13 protein-coding genes and 2 pseudogenes are annotated in these 16,141 nt (G+C 50.7%); 5 read left to right on the top strand and 10 right to left on the bottom strand.

Features of this window, described 5'->3' with window-relative positions:
- Positions 1-50: 50 nt before the first annotated feature.
- Both CGZ65_RS02360 and CGZ65_RS02355 read left to right on the top strand, forming a co-directional pair.
- On the top strand, positions 51-1,172 hold the full coding sequence (locus tag CGZ65_RS02360; RefSeq protein WP_096294670.1) for an ABC transporter transmembrane domain-containing protein: 1,122 nt from the start codon (positions 51-53) through the stop codon (positions 1,170-1,172).
- The gene (locus CGZ65_RS02355; RefSeq protein ID WP_198345327.1) at positions 1,169-1,726 is read left to right on the top strand and encodes an ATP-binding cassette domain-containing protein; all 558 of its coding nucleotides are present in this window, start codon (positions 1,169-1,171) and stop codon (positions 1,724-1,726) included. The genes CGZ65_RS02360 and CGZ65_RS02355 overlap by 4 nt, the downstream gene beginning before the upstream one ends.
- A 357-nt stretch (positions 1,727-2,083) precedes the next feature.
- On the opposite strand, the gene argF is transcribed toward CGZ65_RS02355, so the two are convergent.
- The 7 genes and pseudogenes from argF to CGZ65_RS02320 form a co-directional block, all read right to left on the bottom strand.
- Positions 2,084-3,079 (bottom strand): ornithine carbamoyltransferase, encoded by a 996-nt coding sequence (gene argF / locus CGZ65_RS02350; protein WP_096294668.1) that lies wholly within the window; start codon positions 3,077-3,079, stop codon positions 2,084-2,086.
- 82 nt (positions 3,080-3,161) lie between these two features.
- Positions 3,162-3,668 (bottom strand): annotated as a pseudogene (locus tag CGZ65_RS02345) (methylated-DNA--[protein]-cysteine S-methyltransferase); the annotation flags it as partial.
- Positions 3,669-3,747: 79 nt separating this feature from the next.
- A pseudogene (gene dapE / locus CGZ65_RS02340) lies at positions 3,748-4,880 on the bottom strand (succinyl-diaminopimelate desuccinylase).
- Between the two features lie 144 nt (positions 4,881-5,024).
- Positions 5,025-5,642 carry an HI_0552 family protein gene (locus CGZ65_RS02335; RefSeq protein ID WP_096294666.1) on the bottom strand — a complete coding sequence of 206 codons (618 nt, stop codon included), beginning with the start codon at positions 5,640-5,642 and terminating at the stop codon, positions 5,025-5,027.
- 101 nt (positions 5,643-5,743) lie between these two features.
- Positions 5,744-6,205: a hemerythrin domain-containing protein gene (locus tag CGZ65_RS02330; protein ID WP_096296069.1), complete on the bottom strand. Its 462-nt coding sequence runs from the start codon at positions 6,203-6,205 to the stop codon at positions 5,744-5,746.
- A gap of 168 nt (positions 6,206-6,373) precedes the next feature.
- Positions 6,374-6,952, bottom strand: a complete 579-nt coding sequence (gene azu / locus CGZ65_RS02325) for an azurin (protein WP_096294665.1) — start codon at positions 6,950-6,952, stop codon at positions 6,374-6,376.
- Between the two features lie 234 nt (positions 6,953-7,186).
- On the bottom strand, positions 7,187-7,615 hold the full coding sequence (locus tag CGZ65_RS02320) for a DciA family protein (protein WP_096294664.1): 429 nt from the start codon (positions 7,613-7,615) through the stop codon (positions 7,187-7,189).
- Positions 7,616-7,768: 153 nt separating this feature from the next.
- Here CGZ65_RS02320 and secA point away from each other — a divergent pair, with 153 nt between their 5' ends.
- The 3 genes from secA to CGZ65_RS02305 all read left to right on the top strand — a co-directional run bounded on the left by secA (position 7,769) and on the right by CGZ65_RS02305 (position 12,470).
- On the top strand, positions 7,769-10,525 hold the full coding sequence (gene secA, locus CGZ65_RS02315) for a preprotein translocase subunit SecA (protein ID WP_096294663.1): 2,757 nt from the start codon (positions 7,769-7,771) through the stop codon (positions 10,523-10,525).
- Between the two features lie 233 nt (positions 10,526-10,758).
- Complete coding sequence (aroC, locus tag CGZ65_RS02310; protein ID WP_096294662.1) at positions 10,759-11,856, top strand: chorismate synthase; 1,098 nt, start codon at positions 10,759-10,761, stop codon at positions 11,854-11,856.
- 155 nt (positions 11,857-12,011) lie between these two features.
- Positions 12,012-12,470, top strand: coding sequence for a ProQ/FINO family protein (locus CGZ65_RS02305; protein WP_096294661.1), 459 nt, complete (start codon positions 12,012-12,014; stop codon positions 12,468-12,470).
- A 96-nt stretch (positions 12,471-12,566) separates the two neighbouring features.
- On the opposite strand, the gene lpxH is transcribed toward CGZ65_RS02305, so the two are convergent.
- The 3 genes from lpxH to CGZ65_RS02290 all read right to left on the bottom strand — a co-directional run bounded on the left by lpxH (position 12,567) and on the right by CGZ65_RS02290 (position 15,995).
- Positions 12,567-13,274, bottom strand: coding sequence for a UDP-2,3-diacylglucosamine diphosphatase (lpxH, locus tag CGZ65_RS02300; RefSeq protein WP_096296068.1), 708 nt, complete (start codon positions 13,272-13,274; stop codon positions 12,567-12,569).
- A gap of 110 nt (positions 13,275-13,384) precedes the next feature.
- A complete protein-coding gene (gene aspS / locus CGZ65_RS02295) occupies positions 13,385-15,193 on the bottom strand; it encodes an aspartate--tRNA ligase (RefSeq protein WP_096294660.1) in 1,809 nt (602 codons plus the stop codon).
- A gap of 103 nt (positions 15,194-15,296) precedes the next feature.
- On the bottom strand, positions 15,297-15,995 hold the full coding sequence (locus tag CGZ65_RS02290) for a DUF502 domain-containing protein (RefSeq protein WP_096294659.1): 699 nt from the start codon (positions 15,993-15,995) through the stop codon (positions 15,297-15,299).
- Between the last annotated feature and the right edge of the window lie 146 nt (positions 15,996-16,141).

Raw genomic sequence — 16,141 nt, 5'->3', positions numbered from 1 at the left:
CGCAGACATCACAAAGATAGGCAAGCTTTCGAGCAGCGTATCACGAAGAAATGTGCCAAAGATGGGAGTTTGCAAAGGTTTCAGGCCGTCTGAACCTTTCAGACGGTCTCAGTATTCCTACCGCTTTACACATGAACATCATTTCCCTCATCTACCGCCAATACCGCAAACCTTTTCTGATTATGTTCGGTCTGACCTTGCTCTCGGGACTGTTCGGCATCGGCGTGTTAATGTTTATCAATACTTATCTGTTGCAAAGCGGAGAGAGCGCACTCGGTGGCTTGATGTGGCCGTTCGGCTTATTACTGCTGGCCTATTTGGTGGTGGCCACTTGGTCGCAAATCCGCTTGTCGCGCATCGGTCATCAGTTTGTATTTGAAATGCGCACGCAGCTTCTGAAGCGGATTATGGATTCGCAAGAAGCGCAAATCCAGCTCACAGGCAAACCGAAACTGCTGGCCAGCCTGTCCAACGACATCCGCTCACTGAGCATGGCGTTTACCCGCTTGCCGGAATTTACACAAGGCGTGTTGTTTACCGTCGGTTGCAGTCTGTATTTGGTGTGGCTGTCGCCCAAGCTTTTTCTGGTTACCGCTGTCGTGTTACTGCTGATGATTGCAGGCACCAATCTGATTGTAAAACACGTGTTCCAAAGCTTCCGCAAAATGCGCGGCTTTGAAGACGAACTCTACACCCATTACGAAACCAGCCTTGACGGTCATAAAGAGCTGACGCTCAACCGTTATCGCGCCGAACGTTTCTACCGTAAAGACTTTACCACCGCTGCACAAAACAACCGCAGCTGGGCGGTGCGTGCCGACAGTCTGCATGCCTTGGCCATTAACTGGGGCAACACCGCCATGCTGGCGGCAGTGGGCATTATTTTTTATCTGTCGGTCTATCATCAATGGGCAAGCTTGGCCGATGCGGCAACCGTCACCATGACTGTCTTATTTATGCGCTCGCCGCTCTCGCAAGCCATAGGGGCATTTCCCATGCTGATGAACAGCAAAGTCGCACTCGAAGCGCTGAATAATCTCGGTTTAACAGAATACCGGCCGGGCTTTCACAGCGGCAATCTCATGCCGTCCGAATGGAAAACCATCCGGTTGGAAAACATCACCTATGCCTACCCGAACAAGGCGGCCAATCGTTTGCGCTGCAGCCGGTGAATCTCACGCTCCGCCGCCATGAAACCGTGTTTCTCATCGGTGGCAACGGTTCGGGAAAATCAACACTGTCGATGATTTTGGCCGGTTTGTACATTCCGACTTCGGGCAAAATATTTGTGGACGACACCGAAATCACCGGACACAACCGCGATGCCTACCGCCAGCTTTTTGCCAGCGTGTTCACTGATTTTCATTTGTTTGACCAATTAGTCGGCAATATGGGCGAAGACGCTTCGGCCGACATGATTGCCCGTTGGCTCGACCGCCTCCAGTTGGGCGACAAGGTAAAACTTGAAAAAAACCGCATTCTCAACAGTAAGTTATCGCAAGGCCAGAAAAAACGTCTCGGCCTGCTGGCTGCAGCGCTTGAAAACCGCAGCATGCTGATTCTCGATGAATGGGCTGCCGACCAAGACCCGCATTTCCGCCGCGTGTTTTACGAAAAACTGCTGCCGCTTTTGCAACAGCAAGGCTGCACCGTCTTCGCAATCAGCCACGACGACAAATACTTCCACCATGCCGAACGGATTATCTCGATGAAACAAGGGTATTGAGCGAGTTTGATGCCGAAGAAGCGGTGAAAGTGGCGGATGAACACAGCCGAGAAGGTTGAGGCTGAGACCTTTGCAAAACCTCAAGAATTACCAATAAAAACCTTAGGCCGTCATTCCCGCGCAGGCAGGAATCCATCACAACATCTAAGAAACCTATTTTATTCAACAATTTGCTATGATCAAAAATGGATCCCCCTTCGCGGGGAAGTGTAGCGGACTTGCGCAACTAATGAAGGTTTTATGGTTTGATTGGTGGTTGATGAGGTTTTTCAAAGGCCTCAGCCCGTCTGAAAGCCAATAAGTAAAAGGCCGTCTGAACAATCATTATTCAGACGGCCTTGAATTCATTCTTAAACCTCACTCACCCAACGCAGCCACCATCACCGCTTTAATCGTGTGCATGCGGTTTTCCGCTTGGTCGAATACGATGCTGGCTTCGCTTTCAAACACGTCTTCGGTCACTTCTACGCCGTTTAAGCCGAAGGTTTCGTAAATCCATTCGCCGACGGTGGTTTCGCGGTTGTGGAAGGCCGGCAGGCAGTGCATGAATTTCACTTGCGTATTGCCTGAAGCGGCCATCAATTCAGGCGTAACACGGTAGGCTTTGAGCAAATTGATGCGCTCCTGCCACACTTCTTTAGGCTCGCCCATGCTCACCCACACATCAGTGTGGATAAAATCCACGCCGTTGACCGCTTCTTCGGCATTTTCGGTCAGCAGGATTTTCGCGCCGCTTTCTGCCGCCACCGCTTTGGCTTGCGCCACAATGTCTTCAGACGGCCACAATGCTTTCGGTGCACCGATACGCACGTCCATGCCCAGTTTCGCACCTAAAATCAGCAAAGAATTGGCCATGTTGTAACGCGCATCACCGACATAAGCATAAGCCACTTGGTGAAGCGGTTTGTCGCTGTGTTCCTGCATGGTCAGCGCGTCGGCCAGCATTTGCGTCGGGTGGAATTCGTTGGTCAAGCCGTTGAACACCGGTACGCCGGCGTATTTGGCCAATTCTTCGACAATTTCCTGCCCGAAACCGCGGTATTCGATACCGTCGTACATACGGCCCAACACGCGTGCGGTGTCTTTAATGCTTTCTTTATGGCCGATTTGGCTGCCGGTCGGCTCGAGATAAGTCACACCCGCGCCTTGGTCGCGTGCCGCCACTTCAAAGGCACAACGTGTGCGGGTGGATGTTTTTTCAAAAATCAGGGCAATGTTTTTGCCTTTCATCCGCTGCACTTCTTTGCCTGCTTTTTTGGTGGCTTTGAGTTCGGCGGCAAGGTTCAAATAATGCAGGATTTCGTCTTGGCTGAAATCAAGCAGCTTCAAAAAATGGCGGTTTTTGAGGTTCATTGCAGTCTCTCTATTGTCAATGTTTTCAAATGATTAAAATCTTTTTCAGACGGCCTGATCGCAAAACAAGGCCGTCTGAAACTTAAAACAGTGTTCCCTGCTCCATGCCGCTTTCCAAATCCAGCAAAAACCGTTTGCGCGCCATGCCGCCGCCGTAACCGACCAGCTTTCCGTCGCTGCCGATCACGCGGTGGCAGGGAATCAGAATCGATACTTTGTTTTGCCCGTTGGCAGCGGCAACCGCACGGATGGCTTTCACATTACCCAACTGCTGCGCCTGCTCCTTGTAGCTCAAGGTCGCGCCGTAGGGAATAGTCAGCAGCACCTGCCAAACCTGCTTTTGAAAATCGGTGCCGACCATGTGCAGCGGTGTGTTGAATGTTTTCAGACGGCCTGCGAAATACTCGGCCAATTCATGTTGAAATTCATCATGATACACACTTTTTTGCCAACTGAAATTGGCTGACAAGGCTTGGTGCAGATGAGTCAATTCGCGCTGCAATTGGTCTTGATCGGCAAATTCGAGCAGACACAAACCTTCGCTGCTGAACACGGCCAGTATTTTGCCGATGGGCGTATCCAGCCGCGCCACGTTTAAAGTGGCGGTGTAATCGTCGCAATGGGCAAAACGCAAATCGGCAGGGTTCATTTCAGACGGCCTTCACTTCCTATTTCAACAATTCCGTCATCATGCCTTCATAAATCGCGGATAACTTTGGAATATCGTCCAGCAATACGTTTTCATTGAGCTGATGAATGGTGGCGTTGCTCGGACCCAATTCAATCAATTCAGCGGCAATGGCTTTAATGAAACGGCCGTCTGAAGTGCCGCCACTGGTCGACAATTCGGCTTCCACGCCGCATATTTGCCGAATCGTGGCTCGTGCTGCGTCGGTCAAACGGCCGGCTTGGGTTAGGAACGGCTGACCGGAACAAGACCATGCTAAATCGTACTGCACGCCGCAACGGTCGAGAATGTCTTGCACGCGCTGCTTCAGGCTCTCTTCGGTGGATTCGGTCGAAAAACGGAAATTGAATTTGACGTTGAGTTCGCCCGGAATCACGTTGGTGGCACCGGTGCCGCCGTTGATGTTGGAAATCTGGAAGCTGGTCGGCGGGAAATAATCGTTGCCCTCGTCCCATACTTCTTTTGTGAGCGCGAGCAAGGCCGGGGCAAAGGTGTGCACGGGATTCACCGCCAAATGCGGATAAGCGATGTGGCCTTGTTTGCCTTTAACGGTCAAATTGCCCGAAAGCGAACCGCGGCGGCCGTTTTTCAGCATATCGCCCAATACTTCCGTCGCGGTCGGTTCGCCGACAATGCAGTAATCAATCAGCTCGCCGCGCGCTTTCAATACATCAACCACTTTGGTGGTGCCGTCGTGCGCGTCGCCTTCTTCATCGGAAGTAATCAGCAGCGCAATGCTGCCCTGATGGTCGGGATGCACCGCCACAAATCGCTCGCAGGCGGTGACGAAACAGGCAATGCTGGTTTTCATATCAGCCGCGCCGCGCCCATACAAACGCCCTTCGCGCTCGGTCGGCTCAAACGGCGGCGAATCCCATTTTTCCAAAGGGCCGGCCGGCACCACGTCGGTGTGTCCGGCAAAACACAACACCGGCGCGGTGTTGCCGCGGCGCGCCCAGATGTTTTTGGTGTCGCCGAAATTCATTTCTTCGATGGTAAAACCGATTTTTTGCAGGCGTTCGGCCAAAAGCTGCTGGCAGTTTTGGTCATCGGGGTGACGGACGTACGGGCAATGAGTTGCTTGGCAAGTTCCAAGGATTGGGTTTCAGTCATTTTATGCTTTATTTTCAATGGCATTTTTGAGATTAAGGCCTTCTGAAAGAAAACGCATTCCGTATTTCAGACGGCCTGAGAATGCTGGTGATGATAACGAGATGCGCTTTATCTGGCAACCCGCAACAGGCCGTCTGAAAACAGTTATTTAAAACAGGCTTCATACAGCGGAGTCAATTCTTCTATCGCATCCACAATCCATCGCTGCACGTCTTGCTTGCCCAAATCCGCGCGCTTGATGTGTTTGCCGATGCAGAAAAAATCGTCTTCATTGTGCAGGCGGATGTTTTCAGACGGCGTGCCGGCTACGGTGGCGTAATCGGCATATTCGTCTTCCGCACCGTGCCAAATATCGAAAGCAGCGTATTTTTGCGCGTTTAATTCATCCAACCATTGGTTGTATTGCAGCAAGGCAATGGGCGACACGCCGGCTTTGTAGCAATGCCAATCAAGGCTGACGGTGAGACGGCGGCGGTTGAGCAACACGGAAATAATCGCGGCGGAATCTTGGTATTGCGCGTATTTGAAATAAGCGAAAAAGTGCGCGCGCACCTGCCAGCCGTTACACCAGCGCTCGATGTGCGGCGGTGCGAAGGATCCGCCCAAGTCATCGGCCACACGCCCGATAAGCTCGCGCCAAATCTGCCAATGGTGTTTATACGCGGCTTTGATCGGCTCAATCATTTCCGGCGCATGTTTTTTCATTTGGGCAAACTGATAAAAAGGGATGTCGAAAAGTTCGCTGCTTTGAGGAGTGAGCATGGTCATTCTCCTTAATTGGATAAATAAACGGTTTGCGCTTTCAGACGGCCTATTAAGGTGATTTGATGCCGTCTGAAATCATAAACGGGGTTTTCAAAGCTTTATTGGCGTCTTCTCGCGGCCATAATTTCTCCGATTTCGGTCAGCTTTTCTTTGGGAATAAAGGTTTTGCCCATTTCAAACAACGGTTCTTCAATGCCTAAATGCACATCGTATCCGGCGGTAAAGCGCTGCAATACTTCGGTGTCTAACTGATGATCTGCGTCGGCCTCCAATCGGGCAAACTCATCCGCCACCGCCGACCAGTTGGCGTGCAGGCTTTCGTGCTGGCGCAATAATTCGTCAATACTCTCCTGCGCTTGCGGGGCGTATTGCAGCAGCAAAGGAAAAAAGTTCTCTTCTTCATCCTCATGATGCAAAGGCGCCGCTACATTGAAATATTGGCTGATTTGACGTATGGCTTGCAGCACCACATCGTTGCGGCCGTTTTCAGCAATATAATCGGGCAACATGTTGACTTGGCTGCAAAAACGGCGCACTTTGTCATGACAGGCATAGAGCATGTCGATGGGTTGGGCAAAAGTCACGCTTGGGTATTGAACAGGTTCATGGCAGGGTTTCCTTATGTTCAGACAGCCTATCGGATTAGGCTACGCTTTTTTGGGGTCTGCGAAAGTAAAACAGCCCGCAACAAGGCAGGCTGTTCGATTCAAATCGGTTACACAGAGATATTAGTCAACCAAAGTGATGGTACCGTTCATCAAAGCACCGTGGCCCGGGAAGGTACAAGCAAATTTGTAGCTGCCGTCCGCCAATTTGGCAGGGTCGATTTTGATGGTGTCTTCTTCACCGCCACCAAGCAGTTTGGTGGCGGCAACAATACGTTCGTCATTTGGTTTTACATATTCAGCGTCAGGACCTGCAGCCACGCCGTCTTTGAATACGCCGTCTTGGTCTTCAGCTTTAGTAATTACCAAGTTGTGACCCATGCTGGCTTTAGGCTGAGTACCAACGTGTTTGAGAGTGATGCTGAATTCAGAACATGCTTTGCTGACTTGGATGTCTTTGATGTTGAACTGCATAGCGTCGTTAGATTCAACCACAACCCCACAGTTACCGGCAGCAGCGTCAGCCGCAGGGGCAGCGGCTTCTGAAGCCGGAGCAGCTTCAGCAGGCATAGCTTCAGCAGGAGCAGATGCTTGAGCAGCAGGCGCAGGCTCGTTAGCAGGTGCAGCCGGAGCGGCAGGTTCTTGTGAGCAGGCAGCCAAACCAATAACGGCGGCAGAAATCAGAGCCAAATAAGCTTTCATGTAATATCTCCTAATGATGAGAATTGAATGATGAGAATGTTTCAGTTATCCAAAATATTTGTGCCGGAAGACGCCATGCCTTCTGTAACAAAAGAGAAGTATGCGACTTTATTCTGCTCCAAACTTTGATTTAAATCAAAGTTCAAATAAAGATTTACACCTACTTACAAAATGAGAATTTATTTTATTTAATTAGGCTATTTTTTCATTCTGAAATTAACTTTCTTTAACAAATTATCCTTGTCCATAATGCTTTTTGGCCAGTTGTTCCAAGCGTTCGGCCAACTTAGGGTGCTGCTCCTGCAACTTGGCTGCGGTGTCTTCAAAACTCTGCAAAGCGGCTTCGCTTAACCGCAAGGTATTTTTGCGCTCGGGTTTGGGCGGCTTAGGCAACACCCTCACCTGCACATCGGCAATATCGGCGCGCAACAGCTTCAATTGCGGCAGCAACGAGGGCAGAATCATTTTCAAGCGCGAAGAAGCCATATTATTGGCCGCCAGCAAAACCAGCCTGCCGTTTTCGACACAGGCCGTCTGAAAATGCGCGCGCAAATTGGCAGGCAGGATATTTTTCACTTCCTGATCCAACCTGTGCCACTGTTGCGCTTGTTGCAACAATGCCTGCAAATGTCGGTCACGCTTGCCCAATTGTTCTAAATTCATGTTTCAGACGGCCTTTTTATCGGTTATTTTGTCAACGAATATTGAAATACGGTAAAACCGTCTTTATTTCAGACGGCATTAACACCTTACACAATCGCTTGTGTTAAAATCCAGCTTTCGCCATTCATTATTTTTAGGCGCAGGAACCAATTCATGCTGACAAACATTGCAAAGAAAATCTTCGGCAGCCGCAACGACCGCTTGCTGAAACAATACCGTAAATCGGTCGCAAAAATCAATGCCCTTGAAACCGACATGCAGGCTTTGAGCGACCAAGCATTACAAGGGAAAACCACAGAATTCAAACAACGCTTGGCCGACGGTGCCACTTTAGACGATATTTTGGTCGAAGCATTTGCCGTCTGCCGCGAAGCCAGCCGCCGCGTATTGGGCATGCGCCACTTTGACGTGCAACTCATCGGCGGCATGGTACTGCACAACGGCAAAATCGCCGAAATGCGCACCGGTGAAGGTAAAACCTTGGTCGCCACTTTGGCGGTTTACCTCAATGCCTTATCCGGAAAAGGCGTACATGTTGTAACCGTCAACGATTATCTGGCCGCGCGCGACGCAGGCATTATGGAGCCTTTATATAATTTCTTAGGCTTGAGCGTGGGCGTGATTGTATCCGACATGGAGCCTTTCTACCGCCAAACTGCTTACGGCTCCGACATCACCTACGGCACCAACAACGAATTCGGTTTCGACTACCTGCGCGACAATATGGTCACTGACCAATACGATAAAGTTCAGCGTGATTTGAATTTTGCCGTAGTCGATGAAGTCGATTCCATCTTGATTGACGAAGCACGTACTCCGCTGATTATTTCCGGCCAAGCCGATGACAATGTGCAGCTTTATCAAGTGATGGACAGCGTTCCGGCACAGTTAATCCGCCAAGAAACCGAAGACGGCGAAGGTGATTACTGGGTTGATGAAAAAGCACACCAAGTGATTTTGAGTGAAGCAGGTCACGAACACGCCGAGCAGATTCTGACTCAAATGGGCTTGCTGGCCGAAAACGACTCGCTCTACTCTGCCGGCAACATCGCACTGATGCACCACCTGATGGCCGCATTGCGCGCGCATACTTTGTTCCACTTGGATCAGCATTATGTGATTCAAGACGGCGAAATCGTGATTGTCGATGAATTCACAGGCCGTCTGATGGCCGGCCGCCGCTGGTCGGAAGGTTTGCACCAAGCCGTTGAAGCCAAAGAAGGCGTGGAAATCAAGCGCGAAAACCAAACCCTGGCTTCCATTACATTCCAAAATTATTTCCGACTCTACGCCAAGCTGTCAGGTATGACCGGTACCGCAGATACTGAAGCTTTCGAATTCCAAAGCATTTACGGCTTGGAAACGGTCATTATTCCGACCAACCGCCCGATTCAGCGTAAAGACTTCAACGACCAAATTTTCCGCTCGACCGACGAAAAATTCGAAGCCGTGGTCAAAGACATTCAGGAATGCTACGCCAAAGGCCAGCCGGTATTGGTGGGCACGACCAGCATCGAAAACTCGGAACTGGTGTCGCGCCTCTTAACCAAAGCCGGCCTGCCGCACAACGTTTTGAACGCCAAAGAACACGAACGCGAAGCCTTAATCGTGGCGCAAGCCGGTAAAGTCGGCGCGATTACGGTGGCCACTAACATGGCCGGCCGTGGTACCGACATTGTGTTGGGCGGCAACTTGAAGCATCAAATCGACGCCATCCAAGCTGACGAAAACTTGAGCGACAAAGACAAAGCCGCACAAATCGCCGCTTTGGAAAACGGCTGGCAAGCCGAACACGACCAAGTGGTCGCTGCGGGCGGTTTGCACATCATCGGCACCGAACGCCATGAAAGCCGCCGTATCGACAATCAATTGCGTGGCCGTGCCGGCCGTCAGGGCGATCCGGGATCGAGCCGTTTCTACCTGTCGTTTGAAGATCCATTGTTGCGACTGTTTGCCCTTGACCGTGCCGCCGCCATTCTCAACCGTTTGGCGCCGGAACGCGGGGTCGCCATCGAACACGGCATGCTGACACGTCAAATCGAAGGTGCGCAACGCAAAGTCGAAGGCCGCAACTTCGATATGCGCAAACAAGTATTAGAATACGATGACGTGGCCAACGACCAGCGTAAAGTGATTTACCACCAACGCAACGAAATCCTGACCAATAAAGACGTTATCGATTTAACCAAAGACATCCGTGCCGAAGTCATCAGCGATTTGGTCGATGCCCACATGCCGCCGGATACCATGGAAGAACAATGGGATTTACCGACGCTGCAAAGCAAATTACTGGCCGATTTCCGCCTGAATGCCGACATCGCCGGCTGGTTACAAGCCGACAATACTTTAGATGGCCAAGATGTGAAAGAGCGTTTGATTGACCACATCGAAACCGAATACGCTGAGAAAGTCGAATTGGTCGGCGAGCAGCAAATGGCCGATTTCGAACGCAATGTCATGTTGCAAGTCATCGACAACCAATGGCGCGAACATTTGGCGGCGATGGATTACCTGCGTCAAGGCATTCACTTGCGCAGCTACGCGCAAAAAAATCCGAAGCAGGAATACAAACGAGAAGCCTTCGCCATGTTTGAAAACCTGTGGAGCGGCATTAAGCACAACATTGCATCGCTGCTGACATCGGTGCAAATCGAGCGCAACGACACCCCTGCCGAAGACTTTGCCGCCCAACCAATCACCGATATGCAGGAAATGCATTCCGATGCGCCTGATATCGAAGAATTGCTCGGCGAATCGAAAAGCGATTTGGCCGCCGGTGCCTTCAATCCGGCCGGCAACGACTTCAGCCCGGAAGCCCTTGCCGCCAAAGGCCAAATCATTCACCGCAACGACCCATGCCCATGTGGTAGTGGCTTGAAATACAAACAATGTCACGGTAAATTGAGCTGATTGATTAAAAATGAATCAAGGCCGTCTGAAAATATTTTGCGTTTTCAGACGGCCTTTTTATCGCGGTAAAGTGTGTTTTATTTTGCTTTAAAGAATCATTATGCTCAAAAACGATATTTTTAATGTATCGTATCAATTTACCCAATCAGGCCGTCTGAAAACAAAATCCGTTTCAGACGGCCTTTATGTTAAAATTCAGCCCATTCGTTTAACAACATTTTTAGAGCAGAATTATGGCAGGCAACACTTTCGGACAACTCTTCACCGTCACCACCTTCGGCGAAAGCCACGGCCCCGCTTTGGGATGCATTATCGACGGCTGTCCGCCCGGATTGCCGCTCACAGAAGCCGACATCCAAGCCGACCTTGACCGCCGCAAACCCGGCACCAGCCGCCATGTAACCCAGCGCCGCGAAGCCGACCAGGTGGAAATCCTATCCGGCGTGTTCGAAGGCAAAACCACCGGCACACCGATTGCCCTGCTGATTCGCAACACCGACCAGCGCAGCAAAGATTATGGCAACATCGCGCAGCAATTCCGTCCCGGCCACGCCGACTACACCTATTGGCACAAATACGGTACGCGCGACTACCGTGGCGGCGGCCGCTCTTCCGCCCGTGAAACCGCTGCCCGCGTAGCCGCCGGTGCGGTGGCAAAAAAATGGCTGAAGGAGCAATTCGGCACCGAAATCACCGGCTATGTGACCCAAGTCGGCGAAAAAGCCATCCGTTTTGAAAACTTAGCCTTCATCAGTCAAAACCCGTTCTTCGCCGCCAACCAAAGCCAAATCGAAGAATTGGAAGACTATATGGACAGCGTGCGTAAATCTCTGGATTCTGTCGGCGCGAAGCTGCACATCGAAGCGAAAAACATTCCGGTCGGCTTAGGCGAACCGGTGTTTGACCGCCTTGATGCCGACATCGCCCACGCTATGATGAACATCAATGCCGTTAAAGGCGTGGAAATCGGTGCCGGTTTTGATTGCGTGACACAACGCGGTAGCGAGCACGGTGACGAACTCACAGCAGAAGGCTTCTTGAGTAACCACGCCGGCGGTATTCTCGGCGGGATTTCCACCGGCCAAGACATCCACGTCAACATCGCCATCAAGCCGACCAGCTCGATTGCCACGCCGCGCCGCAGCATCGACATCGACGGCAAGCCGGTCGAAATCGCCACCCACGGCCGCCACGACCCTTGCGTCGGCTTGCGCGCCGCACCCATTGCCGAAGCTATGTTGGCCTTGGTGCTGATGGATCATGCCTTGCGCCACCGCGCCCAAAATGCCGATGTCAGCGTCAACACGCCCGACATCGCCCGTTTCAAATAATCCACATGTTCAGGCGGCCTAGTAGGATAAATCAGGCCGTCTGAACAAATTCACACACAAAAACTTCGCCTAATCAGCCACTTTATACTACAATGGCAAGCATTTGCCGTGTACTAGGGAGCGCACGGCTTCAGATTGACAGGAATACAGACAACATGACACAAGAAACCGCTTTGGGCGCCGCACTCAAAACCGCCGTCCAAACCATGAGCAAAAAGAAACAAACCGACATGATTGCCGATCATATTTACAGCAAATACGACGTATTCAAGCGCTTCAAACCGCTGGCTGTCGGTATCGACCAAGACTTAGTTGCCGCCCTGCCGCAATACGACGCCAGCCTGATTGCCCGCGTATTGGCAAACCACTGCCGCCGTCCGCGCTATCTGAAAGCATTGGCTCGCGGCGGCAAACGCTTTGATTTGAACAACCGTTTCAAAGGCGAAGTGAGCCCGGAAGAACAAGCGATTGCGCAGCAACACCCTGCCGTGCAGCAAGCCATGGCCGCGCAAGCCGAACGCCAAGCAGCCAAAGCCGCCGAACAAGCCGAAGTGCCTGCCGCTGAAACCGTGGCGGAAGCCGCTCCTGCTGCTGAAAAACAAACCGAAGCTTAATCACGCTTTTTCTAATATATAAAAAGGCCGTCTGAAAATTTTCGATTTTCAGACGGCCTAACATTTGTATTTATAAAGATTAACTGATTCTTCTCATTACTCTCTGACGAATTCAAAGCCTTGTTCATCCACGTTTAATACCGAAGCATAATCGGCTTTCCAATCGCCTAACACAATACGGGTAAGATCCTCATTTACATGGATATTTTCCCGATGGGTATGGCCGTGAATCAACAGCGACACACCATATTGCCTGGCGATTTTCGCAGTAAACTCAGGATTTACGTCCATGATTTCAGCCGATTTTTGCTGTTTGTCCTGCTTGCTGGTGTGGCGGATTTTATGGGCGATTTTCAAGCGTACCGACAACGGCAGCATCAAAAACAGCTTCTGCCGCCATTTCTGATGCACTTTTTTGCGAAACTGCTGATAACGCACATCATCAATACACAAAGTATCGCCATGACACAGCAAAGCTTGTTGCCCGAATAAACCCACCACTTGATAATCAGGTAAGAGCTTCATGCCACATGCCTGCGTAAAACGTTCGCCAATCATAAAATCACGGTTGCCGTGCTGAAAATAACAGGCCACACCTTGATCGCTTACATGGCGAATGGCTCGTTTCACCGAATCAATCAGGGGCGACGTTTCATCATCGCCGACCCAAAAATCAAACAAATCGCCCAAAATATACACCGCCTGCGCCTGCGGTGCTTTCTCCTGCATAAAACGCAGAAACAACGCCGTCAGCTCGGGGCGTGATTCGCTCAAATGTACATCGGCAATAAAATAAATCGGCATGGAAGGGTTCATAAAATCAATTTCAGCCATTATAAATTTTCAGACGGCCTGTGTATATAAAGGCCGTCTGAAAGAATCACTCTTTCAGACGGCCTTCAATCAAGCGGGAATTAAGCTTCTTTGTTGTCGGTGGCTTTTTGACGCAAACGCAGGCTCAATTCGCGCAATTGCTTGTCGTCCACCACGTTTGGCGCGTTGGTCAGCAGACATTGCGCACGTTGGGTTTTCGGGAAGGCAATCACATCGCGAATCGATTCGGCGCCGGTCATCAAGGCCACCAAACGGTCGAGACCGAAAGCCAAACCACCATGCGGCGGCGCGCCGAATTTCAGATTATCCAGCAGGAAGCCGAATTTTTCTTGCTGCTCTTCCGGCGTAATCTTCAGCGCGGCAAACACTTTTTCCTGCACGTCAGCACGATGGATACGGATTGAGCCGCCGCCGATTTCCCAGCCGTTCAACACCATATCGTAGGCGCGTGCCAAGCAGTTTTCCGGTTGGCTTTCCATCAGGTTTTCATGGCCTTCTTTCGGCGCGGTAAACGGATGGTGTACGGCGGTGTAGCGGTCTGCTTCATCATCGTATTCGAACATTGGGAAGTCAACCACCCACAAGGGTTTCCATTCATCGGCAAAATAGCCGTTTTCTTTACCGTGTTCCAAGCCCACTTTGATGCGCAATGCACCGATGGCTTCGTTCACGATTTTGGCTTTGTCGGCACCGAAGAAAATGATGTCGCCGTTTTGTGCTTCGGTTTGGGCGATGATTTGTTTCAAGGCGTTTTCAGACAGGAATTTCACAATCGGTGATTGCAAGCCGCTGTCTTCGCCGTTGCTCAGGTTGGTCACATCGTTTACCTTGATGTAGGCCAAGCCTTTGGCACCGTAAATGCCGACGAATTTGGTGTAATCGTCGATTTCTTTACGGCTCAATTTGGCACCGCCCGGCACGCGCAAAGCCACCACACGGCCGCCTTTCATGTCGGCTGCGCCACGGAAAACTTTAAATTCTTCCGTTTTCATCAAGTCGGTCAATTCGGTGAATTTCAGGCTGATGCGCAAATCCGGTTTATCGGAGCCATAATAGAACATGGCTTCGCTAAACGGCATACGCGGAAAATCAGCCAATTCTACGCCGATGGCGTCTTGGAATACTTTTTTGGCCATCGCTTCGGTGATATCCATGATTTCGTCCTCGTTCAAAAACGAGGTTTCCAAGTCGATTTGGGTAAATTCGGGTTGGCGGTCGGCACGCAAGTCTTCATCGCGGAAGCACTTAGTAATTTGGTAATAACGGTCGAAACCGGCCACCATCAGCAATTGCTTAAACAATTGCGGTGATTGCGGCAATGCAAAAAACTCGCCCGGATGCACGCGGCTCGGCACCAGATAATCGCGCGCACCCTCAGGGGTCGAACGGGTCAACATCGGCGTTTCAATATCGATAAAGCCTTGGTCGTCCAAGAAACGGCGCACGCCCATGGCCACTTTATAGCGCAGTTTGAGGTTGTTTTGCATCACCGGACGGCGCAAATCAATCACACGGTTGGTCAGGCGCACGTTTTCGCTGATGCTTTCATCGTCGATTTGGAACGGCGGCGTGGCAGCAGTATTAAATACTTCGATTTCTTTGGCCAAGATTTCGATTTTGCCGGATACCATTTTGTCGTTGGTCGTACCTTCCGGACGGTTGCGCACGCGGCCGGTAATGCTCAACACGTATTCGTTACGCGCAGAATCGGCGGTTTCAAATGCCTCTTTGGTATCCGGATCAATCACGACCTGAACAATGCCTTCACGGTCGCGCAAGTCGATAAAAATCACGCCGCCGTGGTCGCGACGACGATGCACCCAACCTTTGACGGTTACGGTTTGGTCTAAATATTGCTCGCTGATTAAGCCGCAATAATTGGTACGCATAAAATCACCTTTTTGTGTTTGATTTAATTTGTTTTGAAATGGTTATGCCGTCTGAAAGTTTCAGACGGTCCGAGATCTTTGCAAAGGTTTCGGCCTGTATTACTTACTGTTCAGTAGCTTCTGATAAAGGCTTGCCCGCATCATCCGCCAATACTTTAGGCACATGTTCATCAGGCATTACCATACCCAGCGAAATCACATATTTCAGGGCTTCGTCCACGCTCATATTGAGCTCGCGGATGTCGCTTTTTTTCACCATGATGTAATAGCCGCCGGTCGGGTTGGGCGTGGTCGGCACATACACCGAAATGTATTCATCACCTTGCGGTAGCGATGCTTTTACCGAATCGGGAATATGGCCGGAAACAAACGCCAGCGTCCAAATATTCGGCTGAGGGAAAGGGATTAATACCGGCGTTTTAAACGAGCGGCTGCCGTCGGACAGCAAAGATTCCGATACTTTTTTCACGCTGGAATAAATCGATTTCACCACCGGAATGCGGCCGAGTATGCCGTCCCAAGCGGAAATGATGCGTTTGCCTAAAACGTTGGCACCGAAAAGGCCGGTGACAAACAACACGACAATCGCCACAATCACGCCCAAGCCGGGAATATTAAAACCTAAGAAATGCTGCGGCTGCCAATATACCGGCAAAAGATTAATCAATTGGTCGGCGGCGGTGATGATGTAGGTAATCACCCAAATGGTGACTGCAATCGGCAACCACACCAAAATACCTGTAATCAGGTATCTTTTTAATGATTTAGCAATTGTACCGCTTTCCGCTGGTTGTTCTGCCATGTTTTTCTATCCGTCAAATACGCAATATGACCGCCCAAACGCGCTATTATACGCGCTTGGGCGGTAAGAAACGAGTGTTTTTCATGGTTTGCGGCATAAACGCTTATGCTTGCATGAGTCATGCGCACAAGCCTGCTTAACTGCTG

This window comes from Neisseria weixii, from assembly GCF_002327085.1.
GTDB lineage: Bacteria > Pseudomonadota > Gammaproteobacteria > Burkholderiales > Neisseriaceae > Neisseria > Neisseria weixii.
Note: the sequence above shows the minus strand (reverse complement) of the source record. Positions and strands in the feature narration are given on the sequence as shown.

What these genes read in the sequence shown, in the direction of transcription:
- CGZ65_RS02360 (WP_096294670.1), top strand. Translation starts at nt 51, where the DNA reads ATGTGCCAAAGATGGGAGTTTGCAAAGGTTTCAGGCCGTCTGAACCTT.
- argF (WP_096294668.1), bottom strand. Translation starts at nt 3,079, where the DNA reads ATGAACCTCAAAAACCGCCATTTTTTGAAGCTGCTTGATTTCAGCCAA.
- CGZ65_RS02335 (WP_096294666.1), bottom strand. Translation starts at nt 5,642, where the DNA reads ATGCTCACTCCTCAAAGCAGCGAACTTTTCGACATCCCTTTTTATCAG.
- CGZ65_RS02330 (WP_096296069.1), bottom strand. Translation starts at nt 6,205, where the DNA reads ATGCTCTATGCCTGTCATGACAAAGTGCGCCGTTTTTGCAGCCAAGTC.
- azu (WP_096294665.1), bottom strand. Translation starts at nt 6,952, where the DNA reads ATGAAAGCTTATTTGGCTCTGATTTCTGCCGCCGTTATTGGTTTGGCT.
- CGZ65_RS02320 (WP_096294664.1), bottom strand. Translation starts at nt 7,615, where the DNA reads ATGAATTTAGAACAATTGGGCAAGCGTGACCGACATTTGCAGGCATTG.
- secA (WP_096294663.1), top strand. Translation starts at nt 7,769, where the DNA reads ATGCTGACAAACATTGCAAAGAAAATCTTCGGCAGCCGCAACGACCGC.
- aroC (WP_096294662.1), top strand. Translation starts at nt 10,759, where the DNA reads ATGGCAGGCAACACTTTCGGACAACTCTTCACCGTCACCACCTTCGGC.
- CGZ65_RS02305 (WP_096294661.1), top strand. Translation starts at nt 12,012, where the DNA reads ATGACACAAGAAACCGCTTTGGGCGCCGCACTCAAAACCGCCGTCCAA.
- lpxH (WP_096296068.1), bottom strand. Translation starts at nt 13,274, where the DNA reads ATGCCGATTTATTTTATTGCCGATGTACATTTGAGCGAATCACGCCCC.
- aspS (WP_096294660.1), bottom strand. Translation starts at nt 15,193, where the DNA reads ATGCGTACCAATTATTGCGGCTTAATCAGCGAGCAATATTTAGACCAA.
- CGZ65_RS02290 (WP_096294659.1), bottom strand. Translation starts at nt 15,995, where the DNA reads ATGGCAGAACAACCAGCGGAAAGCGGTACAATTGCTAAATCATTAAAA.